Origin of the sequence: Micromonospora sp. WMMD961 (genome assembly GCF_029626145.1) — a bacterium.
Lineage (GTDB): Bacteria > Actinomycetota > Actinomycetes > Mycobacteriales > Micromonosporaceae > Micromonospora.
The window spans coordinates 5341061-5366014 of sequence record NZ_JARUBJ010000002.1; the positions used below are offsets into that span (position 1 = coordinate 5341061).

The window sequence follows — 24954 nt, forward strand, 5'->3', positions numbered from 1 at the left end:
GGAACCCTAACGGACACCGGTGGCACCCGGACAGTCCTGCCACGACGTGTCACGCCGGGTCTGTCAGGTGGGCCCGCACGGCACCGGGTCGGCGGTGTCGGCCAACCCGCAGCGGAACACCTCCACCGGCGCCGTCACCACGTCCGGCACCTGCTCCACCCGCAGCAGGGCCAGCCGCTTGTCGACCGGCTCCCCCGAGTCGGGGGTGAACCGGATCAGCCCGGCCACCCCCGGGTACCCCTGGCCGGCGTTCTGCCGGAGCACCTCCGCGTGCACGGCGACCGGGTTGACCGACGTCGGCTCCCACCGTTGGCGCGGGTCGGCGTGGTGCAGCCGGGCGGCGAGGCTCTCCACCGCGCGGATCATCATCATCGCCGCGTCGTAGGCGAGGCTGACCCGCTCGCCGACCTGGTGCTCGGAGCCCGGTCGGCAGCGTGGCGGGTCGAGCAGGTCGTCGGCCTGGATCCAGGCCAGGAAACTGGCCCGCGCGTCGTCCCGTCGGTCCTGGGCGGCCTTCAACGCGGCGCAGGTGGCCAGGGCCGCCTTGGAGACGTACGTGACGGGCAGGTTGCTGGGGGCTGCGACGCGCAGCCCGGGATTGGCCATGTAGCGGTTGACCGAGTCGTCGGCGACGAGGTGCCGGGGCGGGTTGCCGCCGCACTCGCGCAACGCCCGCAGGAAACCGTGGAACTCCGTCCAGCGGCCCGCGTAGAAGAGCAGGCCGGGGTAGCCGCACTCGTCGATCAGCCGGGCACCGGTGCTCCACTTTTCGAGGCGCGTCATCCGGGGACCGAACCGTTGCCGGAGCCCGTCGACGAGCGTACCCACGTACAGGTCCTCGGTGAGCGTGCTGCCCTCCAGCGTCGTGTAGTAGACGTGCGCCTCGTCGACCTTCAGCACCTGTTGGGCGTACGCGTCGACCATCTCCACCTGGTCGGCGTTGGGCGCGGAGATCTGCAGGTAGAGGCGGGAGTTCGCGTCCATCCGATCGGCGGAGAGCGTGGGCGCCAGCACCGGCAGCCCGACCCGGTTCAACTCGCGCAGCGCTCGGGCGGTGCTCGTCCGACTCTCCACCAGACCGACCACCCCGACCACGGTGGGGTCGTCAGCGGCCAGCTCGGCGAGCATCGCCACGGCCCGGTCCGCGTAGATCATCTGCCGGCCGCCGTTGGCCACCACGATCCGCAGCAGCGCCGCGCCGTTGGCGCCGGCCGACTCCTTCAGCAACGCGTACTGGGCGGTGGCCATGCCTTCGAGCTCCTCGCGCTCGGAGACGTAGGACTCCTCGTCGGCGCGGGTCAGGTTGCCGGTCAGCGTGCCCAGGTAGACCAGGGTCAGGAAGGGTCGGCGTCGGTCGCTGCGCTGCCAGACCTCCTCGGCGGCGCGGTTCTGCGCGAAGATCCGCCGCTGGATGGTCCGCAGCCCGTCCTGGCCGGGGTCGTTGTTGAACACCTGCGCGGCGCTGTCGCTGTAGCCGACACATTCGCCGCGGGCGACCAATTCGACCGACACCCGGCCGCCGGTCAGCGACGGGTGGCAACCCGGCCCCCACCGGCTGCCCGCCCACACACCCAGCGCCGCCACCAGCACCAGGCAGAGCGCCGCCGGCAGGAAACGCCGCGACCACCAGGGCGGATCGGGCGCGGAGAACGGCCGGACGCCGCCCCGCGACGGCGGGCCGGTGTCGGTGTCGTCGGGGCGCAACGCCACGAGCCAGGCGGCCTGGCGGCGCAGCCGCCGCATCTCCGGCAGCGCCTCGGCCCACTCGTCGTACGCCTCGTCGGCCTCGGTCAGCGGGTGCGGCTCGGGCAGCTCCGGCGGCGGTTGCCCGCCGGAGACGACGATGAGCAGCGGGTCGTTGCGGCCGGTCTCGGTACGGACGTCCCCGACCAGGCGCACCAGTTCGCCGCCGACGTTGCCGGGCGCGACGTGGTCGATCAGCAGCACCGGGTACGCGGTGCGCCGCCAGTCCGACGGGCGCCACGGCCGACGCCGGTACGCCTGCCGCAGGTCCTCCAGGAACGCGTGCAGCAGCAGCTTGTTGACCTGGTCGGGTTGCTCGCCGTCCCGCCACCCGGCGGTGAGGCGCTCGGCGAAGCCGAGGAACGTGACCGACTGCCGGGGCGCGAGGTACTGCTGGCGCATGAACCAGGTGTAGTGCCGCCCGAGCACCGGCACCCGGCCGGAGACGGCGGCCCGGAAGACCACCCCCGGCACCGCGCGGCGGACCAGCCAGAGCAGCACCTGCGAGACGATGCTGACCGCGTCACCGCCGCTGGGCAGCGCCTCGGGAGCACGCGGACCTCGACGGTCACGCAGTCGGCGTACCAGGGCCGCGCGGCTGTCGTCGGCGTCCACGCCGAAGGTGAGGCTCTGGTGCATCAGCCAGTCGGCGAGCGGGTAGTGCCGGAAGCGCAGCCGGGCGGCGCCGAACGCCTCCAGGGAGAGCTGCCGGTGCAGCTCGCGCAGCAACGCCGACAGGTCCCCGGCACCCGGGGGTGCGTCGGCGTCCACCACGGCGTGCGGCACCCGTCGCCGGGGGCCCTGACCGAGGAATCGGCGTAGCGGCACCATCAGGTCCGACGTGTCCGAGCGGACCAGCCAGAGCAGCGGCAGCCGGCGGTCGCCACGACGGGGTCGCCGCAGCACGCGAGCGAGCAGCGCGAAGAACTCCGGCCCGCCGGCCGGCAACCGGTCCCGACCGCCCGCGGCCTGCCGCTGGCCGATCAACTCTCGCTTGGGTACCTCGGACCGCCGCACGCGTCACCTCCGATCCACACAGTGTGACCTTGCGGGGCAAGCGGCACCAGCCATCGATGCCGATCGGCGGCGTTGCGGGCCGGCGGCGTCACCGTCGGCTGAGCGGAACCGACCCCGGTTGCCCCGGCCAGGTTTCCGGCATCCTTTCCGGTGCTTCGGCGGCTACCTCGCCGTGAGGGGGTCGCACAGCGGAAAGTTCTGGTGGAAAACGTTGCCGGGGTCGACGCGCTGCTTGATCTCGCGCAGGCGGCGCAGCGTCGGCTCGGGGAAGGCATCGACGAGCAGCTCGGGCGAGAACGTCGACTCGAAGCTCAGGTAGAGACCGTCGAGCGCGGGGCGTACGCGGTCCCACGCCTCGTCGAAGGCGCCCTGGCGGCCGTCGGCGACCGCGGTGATCGAGAAGTTCTGGTGGCGGTGGGCGTAGGCGGTCGCGTCCCCGGCCACGTCGTTGATCGCGCCGCCGGCCGATCGGATCTGGAGCAACTGCCCGAAGCCCGAACGGATGAGGCCGCCGAGAGCAGTGGTGACGTCGTCGTCGAGGTGCACGGCCAGGCCGCTGTGCGTACGCGCCGACTGTTGCCCGCGGTGGGGCGCGTGGCTCGCACCCACGACGGCGGCGTACGGCACGACCGTCGCGTGCTGGCCGAGGCGCGGCGCGAGGCGGAGGAACGGTTCGATCGCCGCGGTTGCCGCGGCCACCTCGTCGCGGGCGTACACGATGGTGGCCAGCGCCACGTCGCTGCTCATCAGATAGAGAAACGCGGAGATGTCCCTCGGCGCGGCCTCGACCGTCTCGCCCCACGCGCGCAGGAACGCCTCCGGCCTGCCGATCCGGTACTGCAGCGTGGCGTGGACGACGGCCGGGACACGGTGGGCACGGAACACGAACGATGTCGCGATGCCCACGTTGGCGCCTGCTCCACGCAGCGCCCAGAACAGGTCCGGCTCCCGTTCGGCGTCAACGGTACGGATCCGGCCGTCGGCCGTGACGATGTCGGCGGCGACCAGGTTGTCGATGGTGAGCCCGTGTGCCCGCCCGAACAGGCCGATGCCGCCGGTGGTGGCGAGGCCGCCGACGCCCACGTCGCCGGAGTCGCCCGAGCCGATCACCAGGCCGTGCGGGCGCAGCGTCGCGGCGACGTCACCCCACCGGGCGCCGGGGCCCACCCGGACCAGTCCGTCCGAATCTTCGATCGGCTCGACGCTCGCCAGCCGACCGAGGTCTATGACGCTGCCGCCGACGTTGGTGGCGATGCTGCTGATGCCGTGCCCGCCGCTGCGCACCGCCAGGTCACCACCTGCGGCAACCGCCTGCGCGAGCGCCTCGGCCACCTCGTCGGCGTCGCCGGGGCGCAGCACCTGGGCGGGGGCGCCGGCGGCCGTGTAGACGTCCCGGAGATCCCGGTAGCCCGGGTCGCCGGGGCGAACGATCTCGATCATTGGGTGCTCCTCACGCGGCTCGGGGGCCCTCGGTGCGCTCGACGAGGTAGTGCAGAACGGAGTCGGCGAGTGGGCTGGTGCCCGCGACCAGTTCGGCTACGTGCACGCCGACGTCGGTGGCGGGGATCCACCTCGGGTCGTCGATGCCGGCGAGCTGCCGGGCCCGGGTGCGGATGACGCCCAGGACGACCTCGTAGACGCGCGGGCCGTCGCCGCGCAGTTCCTCGGCGATGGTGCGGGTCATCGACTTCGTGGCCGCCGCGGTCAGGGCCACCCCACCCGCGCCGGGGAAGGGCAGATCGGCACTGAGCCCGTTGAGCTGGACGATGGCGCCGTCCGGCGCGAGGGCGGGGATCAGCGACCGGTACGCCCGGAAGATCGTCGTCTGGTTCTGCGCTATCAGCGCCTCCCACTCCTCGTCGGTGAGGTCGATGAGCCGCTTGCGGCCCTGCTCACCCCAGTCCGCGACGCTCACGATCGCGCCGGTGAGCGGGCCGCGCTCGCGGACCAGCGCCGCGACCGACTCGGGCAGGCCCGGGTCGAGCAGGTCGAGGGTGGTGGTGACCAGGCGCGGCGAGGCCACGCGGGACGCCAGGTCATCGAGCTTGGGCCGGCCGCGACCGGTGGCGATGACGGTGGCGCCGGTGTCGAGCAGGGCCCGCGTGACGCCCTCGCCGACACCACCGGCGCCGCCGACGACGAGCACCGTCGAGCCGGTCAGGTCGGTTTCCGGGCGAGCCCAGGCGGGCGCGTTGCCGTTGCTGGTCATATCGCTACTCCTTTGCCGTACCGCGCTGCCCGGCTCGCTGTTGCGCGTGCTTCAGCAGGGCGGTGAGAGTCGTGTCGAATTCGTCGAGGCGTTCCGGGGTGATGCCGTCGAGGAACCAGTGCTGCGCCGAGCGCAGGTGTGGTCCCAGCGCGCTGCGGTAGGCGTGGCGCCCGGCGTCGGTCAGGGTGATCACCGCGGAGCGACCGTCCCCAGCGTCGCCGCGGGAGCGCTCGATCAGACCGCGCTGTTCGAGCCGGCGGAGTTGGTGCGACAGGCGGCCGGTTTCCCAGTCGAGGGCACGGGCGCACCGAGTGGAGCGCATGCTGCCCTCGGGCGCGTGCGCCAGCTCGGCCAGGACGGTGAAATCGGCCTCAGACAGCCCGGAGCTGTCGGCCAGGTCGCGGCCGACCTCGCGACGCACCACCTCGCTGAGCAGGACGAAGGTCTGCCACACCCGACGCTGCTGCGCTGACGACTTTGCTGACATGTCAGGAACATTAGCGCGTTGCTGACGCGTCAGCAAAGTCGGCCTCATGACAGCCGGGCTATGCCCCTTCTGGGGTGAATTACCCCGTACCGTATCGGGTGGGCGAGGATGCGGAGACGGGTTCAGCAGCAGCCGAGGTACCGCCCACCCGCCCGACGGTCACCGCGAGTGACCGATCACCCGACTGCCGGAGCGCCCGTCGCCTCGACACGGCTCGCCTCGACCGCGCGGATGTGCCGGTAGGCGAACCAGAGCGGCGGGAACGCCCCGACCGCGAAGGACAGGTCGATGAGCGTCCAGAACCAGGGGATGTCGCGGATCGGCCCGCAGATCAGCGCCAGCGGGACGATGCCCGCGCAGGCGATCATGCCGACCTGCACCACCCAGACGTTGCGTACCGGGTCGCGCAGCGGCCCCCAGAACGCGACCGCCAGCACCAGGTGGGCGAAAGCCAGCCAGTCGGTGCCGTAGAGCAGGAACGGGTAGTCCTCGCCGGCCGTGACGAGCCCGGTGTGCACCCGCTCGATCCAGGAGACAAGGGCGGGCAGTTGGCCGGCGAGCGGGTCCAGCGCGCGCAGCAGCCAGCGCACCTCGATCTCCAGCGGAAACGCGGTGGCACCGCTCAGGAAGAGCCCGATCAGCACGATCCACAGCCACCGACGGGTCCGTCGTAGCCGCTCCTCGATGTCCATGACCGCAGCGTAACGATGATCTTCGTGCCATCAGGTCCCGCGCGGGGGCCGCCCGGGGTGACCGCTGTCTCAGCGGCGCGTCACCGAGCCGGCCGTGGCCAACTCCGGGAGCCGGATCGAGCCCGATCGAACGCCGTCGGCGGGCGCGATCACACAGACCGCGCCGGCGGGGCGGACGATGCGGGCGGCTCGGAACGCCACCCGTCGTACCGGATGGCGCGGCTGCGGGACGACCAGCGCGACGGTCACCGCGCGGGCGTGCTGGCGGTCCAGGGCGACCGCCGCCGCGACCGTGGCGATCGTCGCTGCGGTTCCGGCGAGGACGAGCGTCTGTCGCGGCCCGGCGTACTCGGCGAGCCAGCCGAGCAGCGGTGCGCCGACGGCGGCGGAGACAGAGCCGGTGACCGCCAGCGCGGCGAGCACCCGGCCCCGCATCGCGGCGTCGGTGTCGAGTTGGGCGCGGGTGCCGACGGTGGTGTCGATGACCACCGCGGCGGCGGCGATCGGGAGGATCACCGCCGCGAAGCTGACGGTGCCCGGGGCGAGGCCGGCGACGATCTGCAGGCCGCTGGCGAGCAGGCCGGCGACGACGAGCGTCCGGTAACCCAGGGAACGTCGGCGGGCCGCCACGAGGGCACCGAGCACCGTTCCGATCGCGAAGACGGTCGACAGGACGCCGTAGCCGGAGGCGCCGGCGTCCAGCGGGCCGTCGCTCATCGCCGCCATCGTCACCTGGTAGTTGCGGCCCAAACTGCCGAGCACGAACGACAGGGCGAGCGCGAGGAGCAGCACCGGCTGCCCGCGCAGGTAGGCGAACCCGGCCCGGACCCCACTGCGGGTCGCGCCGGCGGCCGTCACCGCCAGACCGGCCACGGCCCCCGGACGGACGGCGAACAGTGCCACCACCACGGCGGCGAAGCTCGCCGCGTTGATGCCGAACAGCAGGGCGGGGCCGACGGCGGCCACCACGATGGCACCGAGGCTCATACCGAGGATGCGGCCGGCGGAATTGGAGAGCGAACCGAGTGCCAGGGCGTTGCCGAGGGTCTCCCGGTCGACGAGGGTGGAGGCCCAGCGCCCCATCACCGGGCCCTCGACGGCCGAGACGGCACCGGTGGCCAGGGAGATCGCGAAGATCAGCGGTAGGCCGCCGAAGCCGGTCAGGGCGACCGCGCCCAGCCCGGCGGCGAGCGCCGCGTGGGCCACCTGGGCGGTGATCAGCAACGGGCGGGCCGGCAGACGGTCGGCCAGCACGCCTCCCCAGACGCTGAGCAGCAGGGTGGGTGCCGCCTGGAGCAGCACGGCGAAGCCCATGGACGTCGCCGAGCCGGTCTGCTTCAGGACGTACCAGTTGACCCCGAGAACCTGCATCCAGGTGCCGATGACGGAGACGAACCCGGCGAGCGCCCAGATCCGGTAGTTGCGATGGCGCAGCGCGGCGAAGGTGGCACCCGTGGCCACGACGAACCTCCAGCGATCGGCGGCGTGATCTTCAGGCCGGATCGCGGCGCGGTTCGGCAGCCGACAAGTCTTGCCGGCTTAAACCTCTTCGCCCACGTTTGTGAGCGGCTTCACCAGCGGGAAGGTCCCGGCGGGTGGGCAGGAAACCGCCCACCCGCCGGACCTCCATCGACCAGCCTGATGAAGCGCCCCGAGCCTCAGCGAGCGGCGAGAGCCTGCGCCGCCGGGCCGACCGGGGCCGGCAACGTGCCGGCGCCGCCGAGGTACGCGTGGATGGCGGCGGCCGCCGCACGCCCCTCGGCGATGGCCCAGACGATCAACGAGGCGCCCCGGTGCATGTCGCCGGCGACGAACACCCCGTCGACGTCGGTCTGCCAGTCGTCGCGGGCGTCCACCGCGCCCCGAGGGTTGCGGGCCACGCCGAACTGGGCCAGCAACGGCTGCTGCTCGGTGCCCTCGAACCCGATCGCCAGCAGCACCAGATCGGCCGGCAGCTCCCGCTCCGAGCCCGGCACCACCGTGACGACCCGCCGGCCGTCGCGCTTCTCCACTGTCACCTCGGCGATGCGCACCGCCCGCACCTGGCCGGTGCCGTCGTCCACGAACTCCTGCACCGCCACCGCGAAGACCCGCTCGCCGCCCTCCTCGTGCGCCGGGTAGCTGCGCAGCACCCACGGCCAGGTCGGCCACGGGTCCCGTGCCTCGTCGCGCTCCTGCGGCGGCTGCGGGTACAGGTCGAGCTGGTGCACGCCCGCGGCGCCCTGCCGGTGTGCGACGCCGAGACAGTCCGCCGCGGTGTCACCGCCGCCGATGATCACCACGTGCTTGCCGGCCGCGTCGATCGGAGTGCCGTCCGGCAACACCGCCCGCGCCAACCGGCGCTCGCCGGTGGGCACGACGCCGGCCTGGTCGGTGGTCGCGGTGGCGACCGCGCGATTCGCCGCGACCAGGTGCGCCATCGCCTGGTGTACGCCCCGAAGCGCCCGTCCCGGGGTCTCCGGAGTGTCCCGGCCCTGCAACGCGCCGCAGGCCAACAGCACCGCGTCGTGTTCGGCGCGCAACTGCTCGGCGGTGACGTCCACCCCGACGTTGACACCGGTGCGGAAGCGCACCCCCTCGGCGACGAGCTGGGCCAACCTAGCGTCGATGTGCCGCTTCTCCAGCTTGAAGTCGGGGATGCCGTACCGGAGCAGACCGCCGATCGCGTCGTCCCGCTCGTACACCGTCACCGCGTGACCGGCGCGGGCCAACTGCTGGGCGGCGGCGAGGCCGGCGGGGCCGGAGCCGACGACGGCGACCGACCGGCCGGACGGCGCCGGCACCGGACGGGGGGTGAACCCGCGCGCTGCGGCGGCGTCGGCGATCTCCACCTCGACCTGCTTGATGGTCACCGGCTGACCACCGGAGATGCCGAGCACGCAGGCGGCCTCGCAGGGCGCCGGACAGAGCCGGCCGGTGAACTCCGGGAAGTTGTTGGTGGCGTGCAGCGATTCCACCGCGGCGTCCCAGTTGCCGGTACGCACCAGGTCGTTCCAGTCCGGGATGCGGTTGCCCAGCGGGCAGCCGTCGTGACAGAACGGGATGCCGCAGTCCATGCATCGGGTGGCCTGCTCACGGACCAGCTCCTCGCCGGCCGGCGGGTAGACCTCACGCCAGTCGCTGATCCGCACCGACACCGGACGGCGGGCCGGCAGTCGCCGGTCGTAGCGCAGGAAACCGTTCGGGTCAGGCACGTGCCACCTCCTGGGCGGCCACCCGCGGGGCGGGCGGCACCGGCATCGCCGGCACAGCGGGTGCGGTCAGTTCTTCCATGACCGCGTCGTCGACGTCGCGGCCGGCGGCTTCGGCGGCCCGCATGATCTCCAGCACCCGGCGGTAGTCGCGGGGCACCACTGCGGTGAACTCGGCCACCGCCTCCGGCCAGCGCTTGAGCAGCTCCTCGGCCACCGCCGACCCGGTCTCGGCCACATGCCGCTGGACCAGTTCGTGCAGCAGCGCCTGCTCCTGCTCGCCCAGCGGCGCCAGGTCCACCAGCTCGGTGTTGACCCGCGCAACGTCCAGGTGGTGCACGTACGCCGTGCCGCCGGACATGCCCGCCGCGAAGTTACGGCCGGTCGCACCGAGCACCACGACGGTGCCGCCGGTCATGTACTCGCAACCGTGGTCGCCGACGCCCTCGACCACGGCGACCGCGCCGGAGTTGCGGACCGCGAACCGCTCCCCCACCCGGCCGCGCAGGAAGACCTCGCCCGCCGTGGCCCCGTACAGGATGGTGTTGCCGGCGATGATCTGGTCCTCGGCCCGCTGCCCCGGCCCGGCGTCGGGGTCGAGGAACGGCGCGGCGGCGTCCGGACGGACGACGACCCGCCCACCGGAGAGGCCCTTGCCCACGTAGTCGTTGGCGTCGCCGTGCAGCCGCAGGGTCACCCCGCGCGGCAGGAACGCACCGAACGACTGCCCGGCCGTGCCGTGCAGCACGAACTCGATGGTGTCGTCCGGAAGGCCGGCACCGCCGAAGCGACGGGTGACCTCCCCGCCGAGCATCGCGCCGACGCTGCGGTGCTCGTTGCGCACCGCCACCTCGACGCGCACCGGGGCCCCGTCGGACAGCGCCGGACGGGCCAGCGCGATCAGCTCGTTGTCCAGGGCCTGGTCCAGACCGTGGTCCTGGGCGCGCACCCCGCGTCGGGCCGCCCCGGCGGGCAGCTCCGGCAGGTGCAGGACGGGCGCCAGGTCCAACCCGTGCGCCTTCCAGTGCGTCAGGGCCGGGGCCACGTCGAGCAGCTCGGACTGCCCGATCGCCTCCTCGATCGACCGCAGACCCAGCTCGGCCAGGTATCCCCGGACCTCCTCGGCGAGGAAGAGGAAGAAGTTCTCCACGAACTCCGGGGTGCCGGTGAACCGCTCCCGCAGGACCGGATTCTGGGTGGCGATGCCGACCGGGCAGGTGTCCAGATGGCAGACCCGCATCATCACGCAGCCGGCGACGATCAGCGGCGCGGTCGCGAAGCCGAACTCCTCCGCGCCGAGCAGCGCCGCGACCAGTACGTCCCGGCCGGTCTTGAGTTGACCGTCGACCTGCACGGTGACCCGGTCGCGCAGCTTGTTGAGCAACAGCGTCTGCTGCGCCTCGGCCAGCCCCAGCTCCCACGGCGTGCCGGCGTGCTTGAGCGAGTTCATCGGGGACGCGCCGGTGCCGCCGTCGTGGCCGGAGATCAGGATGACGTCCGCCTTGAGCTTCGCCACCCCGGCGGCGACGGTGCCGACGCCGACCTCGCTGACCAGCTTGACGTGCACCCGGGCCGCCGGGTTGACGCACTTCAGGTCGTGGACCAACTGGGCGAGGTCCTCGATGGAGTAGATGTCGTGGTGCGGCGGCGGGGAGATCAGACCCACCCCGGGGGTGGCGTGCCGGGTGCGGGCGATCCACGGCCAGACCTTGTTGCCGGGCAGTTGACCACCCTCGCCCGGCTTCGCGCCCTGGGCCATCTTGATCTGGAGGTCGTCGGCGTTGACCAGGTATTCGCTGGTCACACCGAAGCGCCCGCTGGCGATCTGCTTGACCGCCGAGCGGCGGGCCGGGTCGTGCAGGCGCTCGACGTCCTCGCCGCCCTCACCGGTGTTGGACTTTCCGCCGAGACGGTTCATCGCGATGGCCAGCGTCTCGTGTGCCTCGGCCGAGATCGACCCGTACGACATGGCGCCGGTGGCGAACCGCTTGACGATCTCGGTGGCCGGCTCGACCTCCTCGATCGGCACCGCCGGACGGAGCCCGGTGCGCAGGGTGAACAACCCGCGCAGCGAACCCGCCTGCGTGGCGAGCGCGTCGACCTTCGCGGTGTACTCGCGGAAGACGTCGTACTGCCGGCTCCGGGTGGCGTGCTGCAACAGGAAGACCGTCTCCGGGTTGAACAGGTGCAGCTCACCCTCGCGACGCCACTGGTATTCGCCACCGACCTCCAAGCGGTCGGAGTCGGCGGTGCCGGCCGGGGGCCAGGCCAGCGCGTGCCGGGCGGCCACCTCGGCGTGTACGCCAGCGAGACCCACCCCACCGATGCGGCTGGGGGTGCCCCGGAAGTAACGCTCGACCAGCCGGCTGTCCAGGCCGACCGCCTCGAAGACCTGCGCCCCGCAGTACGACGAGACCGTCGAGATGCCCATCTTCGACATGATCTTCAGGACGCCCTTGCCGAGCGCCTTCGCGTAGTTGCGCACCGCGGCGGCGGGTTCCACCCCGACGAGCGAGCCCGTGGAGATCATGTCCTCCACCGACTCGAACGCCAGGTACGGGTTGATCGCCGCCGCGCCGTACCCGATCAGGACGGCCGCGTGGTGCACCTCCCGGCAGTCGCCGGACTCGACGATCAACGCCGCCTGGGTGCGGGTCTGCTCGCGCACCAGGTGCTGGTGCACCGCGGCGGTGAGCAGCAGCGACGGGATCGGTGCCAGGTCGGCGTTGGAGTCCCGGTCGGAGAGCACCAGGATCCGGACGCCGTCCTCGATCGCCTCGGAGACGTGCCGGCAGATCTCGGTCAGCCGCGCCTTGATCCCGGCGGCGCCCTCCCGGATGCGGTACAGCCCGGACACCCGGACCGCCTTGAAGCCGGGCAGGTCACCGTCCTCGTCGATGGAGAGGATCTTCGCCAGCTCGTCGTTGTCGAGGATCGGGTGCGGCAGCACGATCTGCCGGCAGCTCGCCGCACTCGGGTCGAGCAGGTTGCCCTCCGGCCCGATGGTCGACGCCAGGCTGGTCACCAGCTCCTCGCGGATGGCGTCCAGCGGCGGGTTGGTGACCTGGGCGAAGAGCTGGTGGAAGTAGTCGTAGAGCAGGCGCGGCCGGGTGGACAGCGGCGAGATCGGGGTGTCCGTACCCATCGAACCGAGCGGCTCGACGCCGGTACGCGCCATCGGCGCGAGCAGGATCTTCAGCTCCTCCTCGGTGTAGCCGAAGGTCTGCTGCCGGCGGCGCACCGAGTCGTGGGTGTAGACGGTGTGCTCGCGGGCCGGGAGGTCGCCCAACTCGATCAGCCCGGCGTGCAGCCACTCGCCGTACGGCTGGGCGGCGGCCAGCTCGGACTTGATCTCCTCGTCGTGCACGATCCGACCGGCGACGGTGTCGACCAGGAACATCTTGCCCGGCTGGAGTCGCCCCTTCGCGACCACGTGGGCCGGGTCGAGGTCGAGCACGCCCGCCTCGGAACCGAGCACGACGAGCCCGTCGTCGGTCTGCCACCAGCGCCCGGGACGCAGCCCGTTGCGGTCCAGCACCGCGCCGACGATCTCGCCGTCGGTGAACGCCACCGACGCGGGGCCGTCCCACGGCTCCATGAGGCTGGCGTGGAAGCGGTAGAAGGCGCGCTTGGCCGGCTCCATGCCCGGGTCGTTCTCCCACGCCTCCGGGATCATCATGAGCACCGCGTGCGGCAGGCTCCGCCCCGCCAGGTGCAGCAGCTCCAGGACCTCGTCGAAGTTCGCCGAGTCGGAGGCGCCGGGCGTGCAGACCGGGAAGACCCGACGGATGTTGCCCGGCACGTTCGGCGAGCGCAGCAACGCCTCCCGGGCCTGCATCCAGTTGCGGTTGCCGCGGATCGTGTTGATCTCGCCGTTGTGGGCGATGAACCGGTACGGGTGCGCCAGCGGCCAGGAGGGGAACGTGTTGGTGGAGAAGCGCGAGTGCACCAACGCGATCGCGCTGTCGATCCGCTCGTCACGCAGGTCCGGGTAGAACGCCGGCAACTGGTCGGGGGTGAGCATTCCCTTGTAGACCATGGTGCGGCTGGACAACGACGGGAAGTACGCCGGCACGCCCCGCTCGGCGGTCTCCCGTTCGGCCTGCTTGCGCAGGCTGAACGCCACCCGGTCCAGTTCGATGCCGTGCAGCGGGGAACCGGCCGGCCCCTCGGGGGCGTCGGTGAGGCGGCGGGCAGCCAGGAAGACCTGTCGGATCCGGGGCATCGCCGCCAGGGCAGTCTCGCCAAGCTCGCTGGGGTCGATCGGCACGTCCCGCCAGCCGAGCAGGTCAGCGCCCTCGACCAGCGCGTACTTCTCGACCACCCGCCGGGCACGGGCCTCGGCGGTGTCGTCGTCGGGGAGGAAGACCAGCCCCGTCGCGTACTCGCCGGCCGGGGGAAGCGCGACGTCGGCCACCGCGCGCAGGAACGCGTCGGGCACCTGGATCATGATGCCCGCGCCGTCGCCGGTGTTCGGCTCCGCGCCCCGGGCGCCGCGATGGTCCAGTCGACACAGGGCACCGAGCCCGTTCGCGACGACCGCGTGCGAACGCCGGCCGTGCAGGTCCGCTACGAAGGCCACTCCGCAGGCGTCGTGCTCCTGCGCCGGGTCGTAGAGGCCCTGGGCGGGCGGGCGGGGGTCGGGCGTCGGGGACGCCTGCGGGCTGTGCGGGTACGGCTGTGCTGTGTCCGCGTACGGCTGAGCCACCGGGCCTCCTGTCGTCACTCAGGTTGGATCATGGTGGGGACGACGTCGGCCCGTGGGTCTATTGAGTCTACGTTAGGGCGACGGCCGCACGGCCACCTGAGATTGATCACACCGTCCACTGGCTGGGACGTGTAGTCTCGCGCGGTGGATCCGCTCAACAAGCACGTCTTCGACCGGTTGGAACGTTTCTACGACGCGGTGCCCCGCGACGTCGCCGGTGCGGAGGAACATGGCGGGCTGGTGTTGTTCGTCCGCGACGGCAACGGTTGGCCGTTCTACGCCCGTCCCCGGCTCGACGCCGCCGAACCGCCGTCGCTGGCCGACGTGGCCTCGGTGCGCGAGCGGCAACGGAAGCTGGGCCTGCCGGAAGCCTTCGAGTGGGTGCACGAGACGAGCCCCGAACTGCTGGCGGTCGCCCGCTCGGCAGGTCTGCACGTGCTGGAGGCACCGCTGATGGTGCTCGACCCGACGGCGCTGCCCGACCCGGCGACGCTGTCCGACGTGGCGGTACGCGTGCTGGCCGCCGACTCCCCCGGCTTCGCCGCCGACGTCGCCGCCCGGCGCGCCGTGGCAGCCGTGTCGTTCGCCGCCGCCGGCACCGCGCCCGGGGAGGCCGGCCCGGCCGAGCGGGACGCCGCCGTCACCGAACTCGAACTCGCCGCGCTCGACGAGGAGCGCACCCGGATCGCCGACGGCCGACGGATTTCCGCGCTGGCCGGTACGCCCGCCGACGGTGCGCTGGCCAGCGGCATGGCCATGCGGGTCGGCGACGTCGCCGAGATCGCCGGAGTGGCCACCCTCCCGGCCGCCCGCCGACGTGGGCTGGGCGCCGCGCTCACCGCCACCCTGGCCCGGGAACTGCTCGCGGCCGGCACCGACCTGGTCTTCCTCTCCGCAGGCAGCGAGGAGATCGCCCGGGTCTACCTGCGGGTCGGCTTCCGCCGCATCGGCACCGCCTGCATCGCCGAACCCGCAGCCCTGATCCCCTAACCCCCCTCCCCACCCCGCCCCTCCCCGCCCCGCCCCGCCCCCATCGCGTCGATCATGGAGTCGTGGTGCCGGGTTAGGGCGGTTTTGTCACGCTTCGACCACCACCACAAGTCCATGATCGACGCGGTGGGGGTGGGGGGTGTGGGGGGTATGGGGGGTGGGTTAGGTGGGGGGACGCCACTGGGCGGCGGAGGTGGCGGCGCTGGAGAGCAGTCGGGAGTTGATCGTGCCGAGTGCGGCGTCGCGGGCGCGCAGCGCCAACCGGCCGCGGGCCTGGAGCACCGCGGACATCCGCCGGGTCTGCCGCACCACAGTGGCGGCGCGTGGCCGGCGCACCCGGTCGTACGCCTGAACGGCGTCGGGCAGCCGAGCCTCGCGGAGCAGGGAGGCGAGCGTGGCGGCGTCCTCGAACGCGAGGCAGGCGCCCTGCCCGAGGTGCGGTGGCATGGCGTGCGCCGCATCGCCGAGCAGCACCACCCCGCCCGGCCCGGCCGGAAAGCCGTACGCGCGGGGCAGCGGTCGCAGCTCGCGGACCTCCTGCTGGACCAGGTCGGAGGGGTCGGTGGCGTCGAGCAGCGCGCCGATCGGGTCGGGCCAGCCCGCGTACCAGCGGCGCAGCAGGGCGAGTTGCGTCTCCGGCGGTTCGGGGCGCGGTGCGCCGGCAGCGGTTGCCACCCAGTAGATGCCGCCCCGGGTGGAGCCACCCGACGAGCCGCGCTCGCCCAACGACGCGGCCACGAACCGGTAGCCCGCGCCAAGGATCTCACCGGCCAGCGGCTGGTCGTCGGGTAGCCGAGGCGCCTTGTACCAGGGGATGACGGCCCGCCAGGCGGCACATCCGGAGCTGACCACCCGGGACTCGGGGGCGAGTTGGCGGCGGATGCCGCTGTCGGTGCCGTCGGCGGCGACCACCAGGTCGACCTCGATGGTCTGTCGCCCGTCGCTGACCGCAGGCCGCTCGCCCGGCTCGACCCGGACGTGGCGCACGGTGACACCGGTCCGCAGGTCGACCCGCTCACCGAGACCGGCGATCAACGCGTCGTGTAGGTCCTCGCGGTGCACCACCACCGGCATCCGGTCGGCGGGGACGGGCCGGGGCTGCACGAGCCAGTGCCCGTCCGGGCGGCGGACCCCACCGTCGGGCAGCGGGGTGGCGATGGCAGCCAGGCCCGCGCCGAGGCCGAGGGCTTGCAGCGCGCGTACGCCGTTGGGCCAGAGCACCACGGCGGTCGGCTCGGGGCGGACCCGTTCGGCGCGCTCCATCAGGGTGACCGTCCAGCCGGAGCGCGCCAGCGCGCCGGCCACCGCGAGGCCGCCGACCCCGGCGCCGACCACCACCGCGCTTCGCATCGGTGTCGCCCCCGCTCAGCTGTCCCGGTCGGCGGGGCGTGCGCCCGCAGCGTCAGCCCGGTCAGCGGAGCGGGTGCCCATGACGTCGGCCCGGTCGGCTGACGGCTCGTCCGCCTGGTCGTCGTCGCTGGACGGGCTGTCGGCGGCCGACTCGTCGGTGCGAGGCTCGCCGGCGTCCGGGCCGGCCGCCTCGTCGCTGGCGGGCTCCGGCGGCACGACGCCGGTCTCCTGCCAGGCGGCGTACTGCTCCTCGCTGACCACTCGGTAGCCCTCCGGCGCGGCGGCCCGCGTGGGGGTCTCCCGCTCGGAGAGGTCCACCTGGGACAGGTCGGACGCGGGGGGCGGGGTCGGCGTCGCCGTAGCGCCGAGCGGGATCAGGAACTCCTGCGGGCCGCGCACCCGGACGAAGTAGATCAACCCGCCGAGGAAGACCAGGGCGGCCGTCCAGACGTTGAGCCGGACACCGAGGATCTGGTTGGCCTCGTCGGTGCGCATCAGCTCGATCCAGAACCGGCCGGCGGTGTAGCCCATCACGTAGAGCGCGAAGGCCCGGCCCCGGCCCAGCTTGAGCCGGCGGTCGAGGAGGAGGACCAGGGCCACGACGCCGAGGTTCCACAGCAGCTCGTAGAGGAAGGTCGGCTGGTACAGGCCCGGTTCGAGGATCGGCTGCCCGGCGTCGTCGCGCAGCGCGTGCCCCGGATTGTCCGGATCCATCCGGTGGATCTCCAGGCCCCAGGGCAGCGTGGTCCGGGCGCCGAACAGCTCGTTGTTGAACCAGTTGCCGAGCCGGCCGACCGCCTGGGCCAGCGGCAGCCCGGGCGCCAGCGCGTCGGCCACCACCCCGAACGGGATACCCAGCTGCCGGGCCGCGATCCAGGCCCCGACCGCGCCACCGGCGACGGCGCCCCAGATGCCGAGACCACCCTCCCAGATGGCGAACGCCTTCATCGGCTCACCACCGGCACCGAAGTATTTCTCCGGCGAGGTGATCACGTGGTAGATCCGAGCGCCGATGATGCCCGCGGGCACCGCCCAGACCGCGATGTCGAGCACCGCGCCGGGCGCGACGCCGCGCTGCCGCAGCCGGCGCTCCGTCACCCAGCAGGCCAGCACGATGCCGGCGATGATGCAGAGCGCGTAGGCCCGGATCGGCACCGGCCCGAGCTGCCAGACCGCGGTGCTGGGGCTGGGCAGGGCCGCCTGGGGGGACAGCGAGGCGAGGGTCACGGGTGCACACGCTACCGCTGCACACCCCCACAGCGGCACCCCGGGCCGCCAGAGTGGGCAACTCGGTGACTTCTGGTTTGCGCCCCCGTACGCTCTTTGTCCATGAGCGCGCTCACCTGGGCGGTCGCCGCGGTCGTCAACGACGACACCGGCCGGGTGCTGCTCTGTCAGCAGGGTCGGGGTGAGCGCCGCTACGCGCTGCCAGGTGGGCGACTACGTCCGGCGGAGAGCCCGGTGCGGGCGGCGCTGCGGGACATCCGGGCGGAGACCGGCTGGGAGATCGAGCTGGTCGACCTGGTGGGCGTCTACCACCTCACCCGCTCTCCAGGCGAGGCTGCGGCCGGCCGCGTCGGGCCGCAGCCGGACGTCCTCGTGCACGTGTTCCGGGCCCGCGCGGCCGGGGTCCGACCCGCCGCCGACCCACCGCCGGGCTGCCGGTTGTCCTGGCACTCCCCCGACGCGCTGCCCGGGACGGTCACGCCTCTCACCCGGGCCGCCGTCACCGACGCTCGCGCCGGCCGCTCCGGCGTACTCCAGGATGTTCCCTGCCCGCCCGGCACCGTCGCCCCCGCGCCACTGCCGGCAGCAGGGCAGCCACCGGAGCAACGCGGCGAGGTCGCGAACCCCTCCCTGCGCCCCTGACACGCCGCAACCGTCCCGAGATCCGCCGCGTGGCCGCGGACACCCTCGCCGCCGCCAGGCCACATTCGGTGGGGCGATGTACATACCCCGCGCGCTGCGCGGCCCGGCCGGCCACCGCGCCGGCACGAGCGCCGGGAGCTAGCGGACCCCGGGCTCAGCGGGTGGGGTTGCGGACGCCCTCGGCGAGCTCGGCGCTGAGGGTACGCAGCGCGGCCAACCCGTCGGCCTCGGTGGGCGCGTCGAGCAGGCACCGGACCAGGGCGCTGCCGACGATCACGCCGTCGGCGTAACCGGCGACCGTGCCGGCCTGCGCACCGGTGCCCACGCCCAGACCGACCCCGACCGGCAGGTCGGTGACCGCCCGGACCCGGGAGACCAACGTCGGAGCCGCGTCCGACGTGCTGGCCCGGGCACCGGTCACACCCATGACGGCGGTCGCGTAGACGAAGCCACGGCAGTGCTCCACGGTCATCGCCAGCCGAGCGTCGGTGGACGACGGCGAGACCAGGAACGTGCGGTCCAGCCCGTGCGCGTCCGAGGCCGCGAGCCACTCGTCGGCCTCGTCGGGGATCAGGTCGGGGGTGATCAGACCGGTGCCGCCGGCGGAGGCGAGGTCACGGGCGAACACGTCCACGCCGTACCGCTCGACCGGGTTCCAGTAGGTCATGGTGACCACCGGGGCGCCGGTGGCCGCCACCGCCTCGACGACGCGCATGGTGTCGGCGGTGCGTACGCCACCGGCCAGGGCGATGTCACTGGCCTTCTGGATCACCGGCCCGTCCATCACCGGGTCGGAGTAGGGGATCTCCACCTCGATGACGTCGACGCCGGCCTCGACCATGGCGATCATCGCGGCGATGCTGCCCTCGACGCTCGGGAAACCAGCCGGCATGCAGCCGACCAGCAGTGCCCGACCGTCAGCGCGGGCCTTGTCGAAGGCCAGCCCGATCCGGCTCATCTCACCGCTCCTTGTCGAGGATGCCGAAGTAGTCGCCGGCGGTGTGCACGTCCTTGTCGCCCCGCCCGGAGAGGTTGACCACGATGGTGGGCTCCCGACCAAGTTCGGCGGCGAGCTTCGGGGCCAGCGCGACGGTGCCGGCGAGCGCGTGGGAGCTCTCGATCGCCGGGATGATCCCCTCGGTGCGGCAGAGCAGCTCGAACGCGGCCATCGCCTCGTCGTCGGTGACCGGCAGGTAGTTCGCCCGGCCGGTGTCGTGCAGCCAGGCGTGCTCCGGGCCGACGCCCGGGTAGTCCAGACCTGCGGAGATCGAGTGCGACTCCAGCGTCTGGCCGTCGGCGTCCTGGAGCACGTACGTGCGCGTGCCGTGCAGCACGCCCGCGGACCCACCGGTGATGCTGGCCGCGTGCCGACCGGTGGCCACCCCGTCGCCGCCGGCCTCGAAGCCGTACAGCCGCACGTCGTCGTCGCCGACGAAGGCGTGGAAGATGCCCAACGCGTTGGACCCGCCACCGACGCAGGCGGTCACCGCGTCGGGCAGCGCCCCGGTGAGGTCGAGGCACTGCTGGCGGGCCTCGTCACCGATGCCCCGGACAAAGTCGCGGACCATCGCCGGGAACGGGTGCGGGCCGGCGGCGGTGCCGATCAGGTAGTGCGTCTCGTCGACGTTGGCCACCCAGTCGCGCATCGCCTCGTTCATCGCGTCCTTGAGGGTGCGCGAGCCGTTGGTCACCGGCACGACGGTGGCGCCGAGCATCCGCATCCGGGCCACGTTCAGCGCCTGCCGCTCGGTGTCGACCTGGCCCATGTAGACCACGCACTCCAGGTCGAACAGGGCGGCGGCGGTCGCGGTGGCCACACCGTGCTGACCGGCACCGGTCTCCGCGATCACCCGGGTCTTGCCCATCCGCTTGGTGAGCAGCGCCTGGCCGAGCACGTTGCGCACCTTGTGCGCCCCGGTGTGGTTGAGGTCCTCGCGCTTGAGCAGCACCCGCGCGCCGACCTTCGCGGAGAACCGTCGGGCCTCGTAGAGCAGCGAGGGGGTGCCGGCATAGTCGCGCAGCAGCGCCCCGAACTCGGCCCGGAAGGACTCGTCCGCCATCGCGGCGCGCCACGCCCCGTCCAGCTCGTCCAACGCGGCCACCAGGGCCTCGGGAACGAACCGACCGCCGAAGCGGCCGAAGTGGCCGGCGGAGTCGGGCTGCGGGCCGGCCACCGGGGCCAGCGCGTCGGCGCTCATCGGAAATCCTCTCGGTGGGGCGTCACGCCGGTGCGGGGTCAGCGCACCGGCCGGGGCGTTGCCGGGTGGTTGCCCGCGTTGACCAGCTCGGCGACCGCCTCGCGGGGGCTCTTCTGGGTGACCAGGCCCTCGCCGACGAGCACCGCGTCGGCGCCCGCGGACGCGTACCGGATCAGGTCGTGCGGGCCCCGAACGCCGGATTCGGCGATCTTGACGACGCTGCTGGGCAGGCCGGGCGCGATCCGCTCGAACACCGACCGGTCGACCTCCAGGGTACGCAGGTCACGGGCGTTGACCCCGATCACCTGCGCGCCGGCCTCCAGAGCCCGGTCGGCCTCTTCCTCGTCGTGCACCTCGACCAGCGCGGTCATGCCCAGCGACTCGATCCGCTCCAGCAGGCCCATCAGCACGTTCTGCTCGAGCGCCGCGACGATCAGCAGGACCAGGTCCGCGCCGTGCGCACGCGCCTCGTGCACCTGATAGCTGGAGACCACGAAGTCCTTACGCAGCACCGGCACGGTCACCGCGGCCCGAACGGCCGCCAGGTCGTCCAGCGAGCCGCCGAACCAGCGCCCCTCGGTCAACACACTGATCGCCCGCGCCCCGCCAGCCGCGTAGTCGACGGCGAGATCGGCCGGATCGGCGATCTCGGCCAGCCGGCCCTTGGACGGCGACGAACGCTTCACCTCGGCGATCACCGCCACGCCGGGCTTGCGCAGCGCCGCGTACGCGTCCAGCGGCGGCGGCGCAGCCGCCGCCAGTTCACGGATCCGCTCCAGCGGAACCTGCTCCTGGCGTCGGGCGACGTCCTCACGTACGCCAGCCAGAATCTCGTCGAGCACGCTAACGGACGCTGCCTGACCGGCCTCGTCCCCCTCCGCGTGCGCATGCTCAGCAGTCACCAACGGACTCCCCTCTCCGGGCGTCATGGGCCGATGCTAGGGGCAGCCGACCGACGCAGAATGCCGGGGGTATGGCGCTGCTCACGAAAAGGGCTGCGGCATAATGGCCGACTTGCCGTGAACGGTATGTCACGCAGCGCCACCTCCGATATCGACCGCCGCCACACGGCACGAGGCCTGACGGCCGCGATCAGACCGGGCCGATCCATCGATCATGCCACCAGTCGCCGGTAGACGCGCGGCGACAACAACGTCGATCGATGTTGTGAGCAAGCTCAAGGTCGAACGGACAGCACTGGTCACGGCCGAGGCGTGACAGTTGACCGGGCGGTCACGGCGGCGAAACCTCGGCCGACGAGCATCGTCCTCGGGCAGACTCAACGGCGCGCCTGCCCCGACCGTCGCAACTCCTCGTGCGAGGTGACCATGAGCATGTCCGAGCCGCAGCCGACCAACGGGTTGACCACCATCTCACGGACAGTGGCGTCGCTCGCCGTCGGCGTGGTGCACACCGTCGAACGCGCGGTGGTCGGCGAAGGGCGGATGCGGACCGCACGCGGCAACGCCTGGGAGGCGGTCTGCGCCGACCGGGCCCGAGCCGACCAACGCGCCGAGCTGAACCGCCTGGTGGCCGAACTGACCGCGGCCCGCGCCGCCACCCGCCGAGCACAGCGCGAGCGCCAGCCAGTCGGCTGACACCCCGCCAGCCGCACCTGACGACACGTCAGTCGGCGGTCGGGTCCTCGCCCCGGTCCAGGGCGTCCCATGCCTGCGTGGTCCGCCGTCCGGCCAGCGGAGCCGACGAACCCTCCGGACCGGCCGGCCCCGACGCGGTCTCCGGGCCCGAGCGCACCGGCCGTTCGTACCGAGCGCCCATCGCCGGCCAATCGCCGCCCCGCAACGCCGTCCACCAACCACCGGCGGCGGCCGCCAACCCACCGAGCAGGCAGAGCGCCGGCCACTGTCGGCTCACCGAGCCACCCACGTCGGCGACCACCCCGTAACCGCCGCCGGCCGCCACCGCCAGTCCCAGCACGCCGAGCAGCCCGCCGAGGACCCGCCGCACCCGGCCCCGGGTGGCCAGCACCGCACCACCACCCGCCAACGCCACCACCGCCAACGCCGGCAGCCACGGCAGCAGGCCCGCACCGCTGCGGGTGTCCCGCAGCGGCGGCAGCGGCGCCGGGCGCACCGTCAACTCGACCGACCAACTCCGCGTCGCCGCCCACAGCGCCAGGCCCGCGCCAGCCAGGCAGAGCAGGACGGCGTACGTCAACTCGCGCCGCCCCACAGCGGACCGCTCCCCGCCACTCACCGAGCCGGCCCTTCGCTCGCGACTGCGGGGCTCCGCTTCGCCGCACTCCTCGCGCTCACCGAGCCGGCGCTTTCGCTCGCGACTGCGGGGCTCCGCTTCGCCGCACTCCTCGCGCTCACCGAGCCGGCCCTTTCGCTCGCGACTGCGGGGCTCCGCTTCGCTGCACTCCTCGCGCTCACCGAGCCGGCCTCAGCGTTTCGGCTGCCGCGATCGCCGCCAGCACCGCGGCGGCCTTGTTCCGCGTCTCCTGGTCCTCGGCGGCCGGGTCCGAGTCGGCGACCACCCCCGCCCCGGCCTGCACGTACGCGCGGCCGTCGCGGATGAGCGCGGTCCGGATGGCGATCGCCATGTCCAGGTCACCGCCGAAGCCGAAGTAGCCGACCGTGCCCCCGTAGAGGCCCCGGCGTACCGGCTCCAGTTCCTCGATGATCTCCATGGCCCGCACCTTCGGCGCCCCGGAGAGGGTGCCTGCCGGGAAGGTCGCGGCGAGCGCGTCGAAGGCCGACTGATCGTCACGCAGCGTGCCGGTCACGGTGGAGACGATGTGCATGACGTGGCTGTACCGCTCGATGGTGGCGAACTCGGGCACCTCCACGCTGCCCGGCTGACAGACCCGCCCCAGGTCGTTGCGGCCCAGGTCGACAAGCATCACATGCTCGGCCCGTTCCTTCGGGTCGGCGAGCAGGTCCGCGGCGAGCGCGGCGTCGGCGGCGGGGGTGCCACCGCGCGGTCGGGTGCCGGCGATCGGGTGCAGCAGCGCCCGCCGTCGCCCGTCCGCGGTGGCGGTGACCTTCAGGTGCGCCTCCGGTGACGAGCCGACGATGTCGAACCCGTCGAAGCGCAGCAGGTACATGTACGGGCTCGGGTTGCTGGTGCGCAGCACCCGGTACACGTCCAACGGGTCGGCCTCGATCGGCCGCTCGAACCGCTGGGAGAGCACGATCTGGAAGCACTCACCGGCCCGGATCGCCTCCTTGGCCGCCTCCACCGCCTTCGGGTACCCGTCGGCGGGCGTCCGGCAGAGCACCTCCCCCACCGGCGGACGTTCGACCGTGGAGATCATCGGTGGGATGGGCCGGGACAGCGCGGTCGTCATCGCGTCCAGTCGGCCCACCGCGTGGTGGTACGCGGCGGCGACCTGCGGGGCGCGGTCCGGCGCGTCCGACGGTGGCAGCACCGCGTTGGCGACCAGGATCGCCGAACCGTCGTAGTGGTCGAGCACCACCAGGTCGGTGGCGAGCATCATGCCCAGCTCCGGCACACCCAGGTCGTTCTCGGTCAGCTCGGGCAACCGCTCGAAACGGCGGATCAGGTCGTAGCCCAGGTAGCCGACCATGCCCCCGGTCAGCGGCGGCAGCCCGTCGGAGGCATCCCCGACCGGGCCGGCCAGCGCCGCCACCGTCTCCCGTAGCACCCGCACCGGGTCACCCTCGGTGGACAGCCCGGCCGGTGGCTGACCGAGCCAGGTCGCCACGCCGTCCCGCTCGACGAGGGTCGCGCTGCTGCGTACGCCGATGAAGGAATACCGCGACCAGGCCATGCCGGCCGACCCGACGCCCTGCTCGGCCGATTCCAACAGGAACGTGCCCGGTCCCCCGGCCAGCTTCCGGTAGACACCCACCGGGGTCTCCGCGTCGGCCAACAACCGCCGGGTGACCGGCACGACCCGCCAGCGGGCCGCCAACTCGGTGAAGCCGGCCAGGTCCGGGCTGACCGCGCCGTCGGTCACGGCTGGGCCTGGGTGGTGACGGGCAGCTCGGTGAAGAAGCAGGTCCGGTGCCCGGTGTGGCAGGCGGCGCCGACCTGGTCCACGCTCACCAGCAGCGCGTCCCCGTCGCAGTCGAGGGCGACCGAGCGGACGTACTGGTGGTGCCCGGAGGTGGCGCCCTTGACCCAGTACTCGCGGCGGCTGCGCGACCAGTAGGTCGCGCGACCGGTGGTGAGGGTGCGGTGCAGCGCCTCGTCGTCCATCCAGGCGACCATCAGCACCTCGCCGGAGTCGTGCGCACGGACCACGGCGGCGACCAGGCCGTCGGCGCTGCGGCGCAGCCGGGCCGCGATGGCCGGGTCGAGCCGGGACGGGCGAGCCGGCTCGGGCGTCACCGGGCCGCTGGGATCGCTGGGGACGCCGGTCACCGGCGCGTCAGGTACGGGCACAGTGACCAATTGTCCCGCACGCGGCGCGGGTACCGGCGACCGCTCCCGCCCGGGCTGCGGCGGAGGCCCGACGGGTCGGGCCAGCTGGGCCACGTAGCGGTCCAGCCGGCCGTCGACCAGGGCGGC

19 protein-coding genes are annotated in these 24954 nt (G+C 73.2%); 3 read left to right on the forward strand and 16 right to left on the reverse strand.

The annotated features are described in order from the left end of the window. Positions 1-63: 63 nt before the first annotated feature. From O7614_RS24065 to gltB, 8 genes are all read right to left on the reverse strand, one after another. The gene (locus O7614_RS24065; protein WP_278140728.1) at positions 64-2760 is read right to left on the reverse strand and encodes a hypothetical protein; all 2697 of its coding nucleotides are present in this window, start codon (positions 2758-2760) and stop codon (positions 64-66) included. Positions 2761-2922: 162 nt separating this feature from the next. Beyond that, positions 2923-4200, reverse strand: a complete 1278-nt coding sequence (locus O7614_RS24070; protein ID WP_278140729.1) for an FAD-binding oxidoreductase — start codon at positions 4198-4200, stop codon at positions 2923-2925. Between the two features lie 10 nt (positions 4201-4210). Next, positions 4211-4969 (reverse strand): SDR family oxidoreductase, encoded by a 759-nt coding sequence (locus O7614_RS24075; RefSeq protein ID WP_278140730.1) that lies wholly within the window; start codon positions 4967-4969, stop codon positions 4211-4213. Between the two features lie 4 nt (positions 4970-4973). Continuing rightward, positions 4974-5456 carry a MarR family transcriptional regulator gene (locus O7614_RS24080; RefSeq protein ID WP_278140731.1) on the reverse strand — a complete coding sequence of 161 codons (483 nt, stop codon included), beginning with the start codon at positions 5454-5456 and terminating at the stop codon, positions 4974-4976. Between the two features lie 176 nt (positions 5457-5632). After that, on the reverse strand, positions 5633-6148 hold the full coding sequence (locus O7614_RS24085) for a hypothetical protein (protein ID WP_278140732.1): 516 nt from the start codon (positions 6146-6148) through the stop codon (positions 5633-5635). 69 nt (positions 6149-6217) lie between these two features. Then, complete coding sequence (locus O7614_RS24090; RefSeq protein ID WP_278140733.1) at positions 6218-7609, reverse strand: MFS transporter; 1392 nt, start codon at positions 7607-7609, stop codon at positions 6218-6220. A gap of 197 nt (positions 7610-7806) precedes the next feature. Next, positions 7807-9342: a glutamate synthase subunit beta gene (locus O7614_RS24095; RefSeq protein ID WP_278140734.1), complete on the reverse strand. Its 1536-nt coding sequence runs from the start codon at positions 9340-9342 to the stop codon at positions 7807-7809. Then, positions 9335-14047, reverse strand: coding sequence for a glutamate synthase large subunit (gltB, locus tag O7614_RS24100; protein ID WP_278140735.1), 4713 nt, complete (start codon positions 14045-14047; stop codon positions 9335-9337). Before gltB ends, O7614_RS24095 begins: the two co-directional genes overlap by 8 nt. A 144-nt stretch (positions 14048-14191) precedes the next feature. On the opposite strand from gltB, the gene O7614_RS24105 reads away from it, so the two are divergent. Further along, positions 14192-15037, forward strand: a complete 846-nt coding sequence (locus O7614_RS24105; RefSeq protein WP_278140736.1) for a GNAT family N-acetyltransferase — start codon at positions 14192-14194, stop codon at positions 15035-15037. Positions 15038-15199: 162 nt separating this feature from the next. Here O7614_RS24105 and O7614_RS24110 read toward each other — a convergent pair whose 3' ends face one another. Beyond that, the gene (locus O7614_RS24110) at positions 15200-16387 is read right to left on the reverse strand and encodes an NAD(P)/FAD-dependent oxidoreductase (RefSeq protein WP_278140737.1); all 1188 of its coding nucleotides are present in this window, start codon (positions 16385-16387) and stop codon (positions 15200-15202) included. A 15-nt stretch (positions 16388-16402) separates the two neighbouring features. Continuing rightward, positions 16403-17614, reverse strand: a complete 1212-nt coding sequence (lgt, locus tag O7614_RS24115) for a prolipoprotein diacylglyceryl transferase (protein WP_278140738.1) — start codon at positions 17612-17614, stop codon at positions 16403-16405. Between the two features lie 102 nt (positions 17615-17716). On the opposite strand from lgt, the gene O7614_RS24120 reads away from it, so the two are divergent. After that, entirely contained in the window at positions 17717-18256 is a 540-nt protein-coding gene (locus O7614_RS24120) for an NUDIX hydrolase (protein WP_278140739.1), read from the forward strand. 154 nt (positions 18257-18410) lie between these two features. On the opposite strand, the gene trpA is transcribed toward O7614_RS24120, so the two are convergent. From trpA to trpC, 3 genes are read right to left on the reverse strand one after another with little or no spacing between them, the layout of a single operon-like run. Continuing rightward, positions 18411-19214 carry a tryptophan synthase subunit alpha gene (trpA, locus tag O7614_RS24125; protein WP_278140740.1) on the reverse strand — a complete coding sequence of 268 codons (804 nt, stop codon included), beginning with the start codon at positions 19212-19214 and terminating at the stop codon, positions 18411-18413. Between the two features lies 1 nt (position 19215). After that, positions 19216-20454 carry a tryptophan synthase subunit beta gene (gene trpB, locus O7614_RS24130; protein WP_278140741.1) on the reverse strand — a complete coding sequence of 413 codons (1239 nt, stop codon included), beginning with the start codon at positions 20452-20454 and terminating at the stop codon, positions 19216-19218. Positions 20455-20492: 38 nt separating this feature from the next. Beyond that, on the reverse strand, positions 20493-21296 hold the full coding sequence (gene trpC / locus O7614_RS24135; protein ID WP_172862221.1) for an indole-3-glycerol phosphate synthase TrpC: 804 nt from the start codon (positions 21294-21296) through the stop codon (positions 20493-20495). A gap of 486 nt (positions 21297-21782) precedes the next feature. Here trpC and O7614_RS24140 point away from each other — a divergent pair, with 486 nt between their 5' ends. Continuing rightward, on the forward strand, positions 21783-22052 hold the full coding sequence (locus O7614_RS24140) for a hypothetical protein (protein ID WP_278140742.1): 270 nt from the start codon (positions 21783-21785) through the stop codon (positions 22050-22052). Positions 22053-22080: 28 nt separating this feature from the next. Here O7614_RS24140 and O7614_RS24145 read toward each other — a convergent pair whose 3' ends face one another. The 3 genes from O7614_RS24145 to hisI all read right to left on the reverse strand — a co-directional run bounded on the left by O7614_RS24145 (position 22081) and on the right by hisI (position 24828). Continuing rightward, on the reverse strand, positions 22081-22671 hold the full coding sequence (locus tag O7614_RS24145) for a Trp biosynthesis-associated membrane protein (protein WP_278140743.1): 591 nt from the start codon (positions 22669-22671) through the stop codon (positions 22081-22083). Positions 22672-22846: 175 nt separating this feature from the next. Next, entirely contained in the window at positions 22847-24400 is a 1554-nt protein-coding gene (locus O7614_RS24150) for an anthranilate synthase component I (protein WP_278140745.1), read from the reverse strand. Next, positions 24397-24828, reverse strand: coding sequence for a phosphoribosyl-AMP cyclohydrolase (hisI, locus tag O7614_RS24155; RefSeq protein ID WP_278142358.1), 432 nt, complete (start codon positions 24826-24828; stop codon positions 24397-24399). The genes O7614_RS24150 and hisI overlap by 4 nt, the downstream gene beginning before the upstream one ends. Between the last annotated feature and the right edge of the window lie 126 nt (positions 24829-24954).

What these genes read in the sequence shown, in the direction of transcription:
- trpB (WP_278140741.1), bottom strand. Translation starts at nt 20,454, where the DNA reads ATGAGCGCCGACGCGCTGGCCCCGGTGGCCGGCCCGCAGCCCGACTCC.
- O7614_RS24085 (WP_278140732.1), bottom strand. Translation starts at nt 6,148, where the DNA reads ATGGACATCGAGGAGCGGCTACGACGGACCCGTCGGTGGCTGTGGATC.
- O7614_RS24140 (WP_278140742.1), top strand. Translation starts at nt 21,783, where the DNA reads ATGAGCATGTCCGAGCCGCAGCCGACCAACGGGTTGACCACCATCTCA.
- O7614_RS24070 (WP_278140729.1), bottom strand. Translation starts at nt 4,200, where the DNA reads ATGATCGAGATCGTTCGCCCCGGCGACCCGGGCTACCGGGATCTCCGG.
- O7614_RS24110 (WP_278140737.1), bottom strand. Translation starts at nt 16,387, where the DNA reads ATGCGAAGCGCGGTGGTGGTCGGCGCCGGGGTCGGCGGCCTCGCGGTG.
- O7614_RS24120 (WP_278140739.1), top strand. Translation starts at nt 17,717, where the DNA reads ATGAGCGCGCTCACCTGGGCGGTCGCCGCGGTCGTCAACGACGACACC.
- O7614_RS24080 (WP_278140731.1), bottom strand. Translation starts at nt 5,456, where the DNA reads ATGTCAGCAAAGTCGTCAGCGCAGCAGCGTCGGGTGTGGCAGACCTTC.
- trpA (WP_278140740.1), bottom strand. Translation starts at nt 19,214, where the DNA reads ATGAGCCGGATCGGGCTGGCCTTCGACAAGGCCCGCGCTGACGGTCGG.
- O7614_RS24075 (WP_278140730.1), bottom strand. Translation starts at nt 4,969, where the DNA reads ATGACCAGCAACGGCAACGCGCCCGCCTGGGCTCGCCCGGAAACCGAC.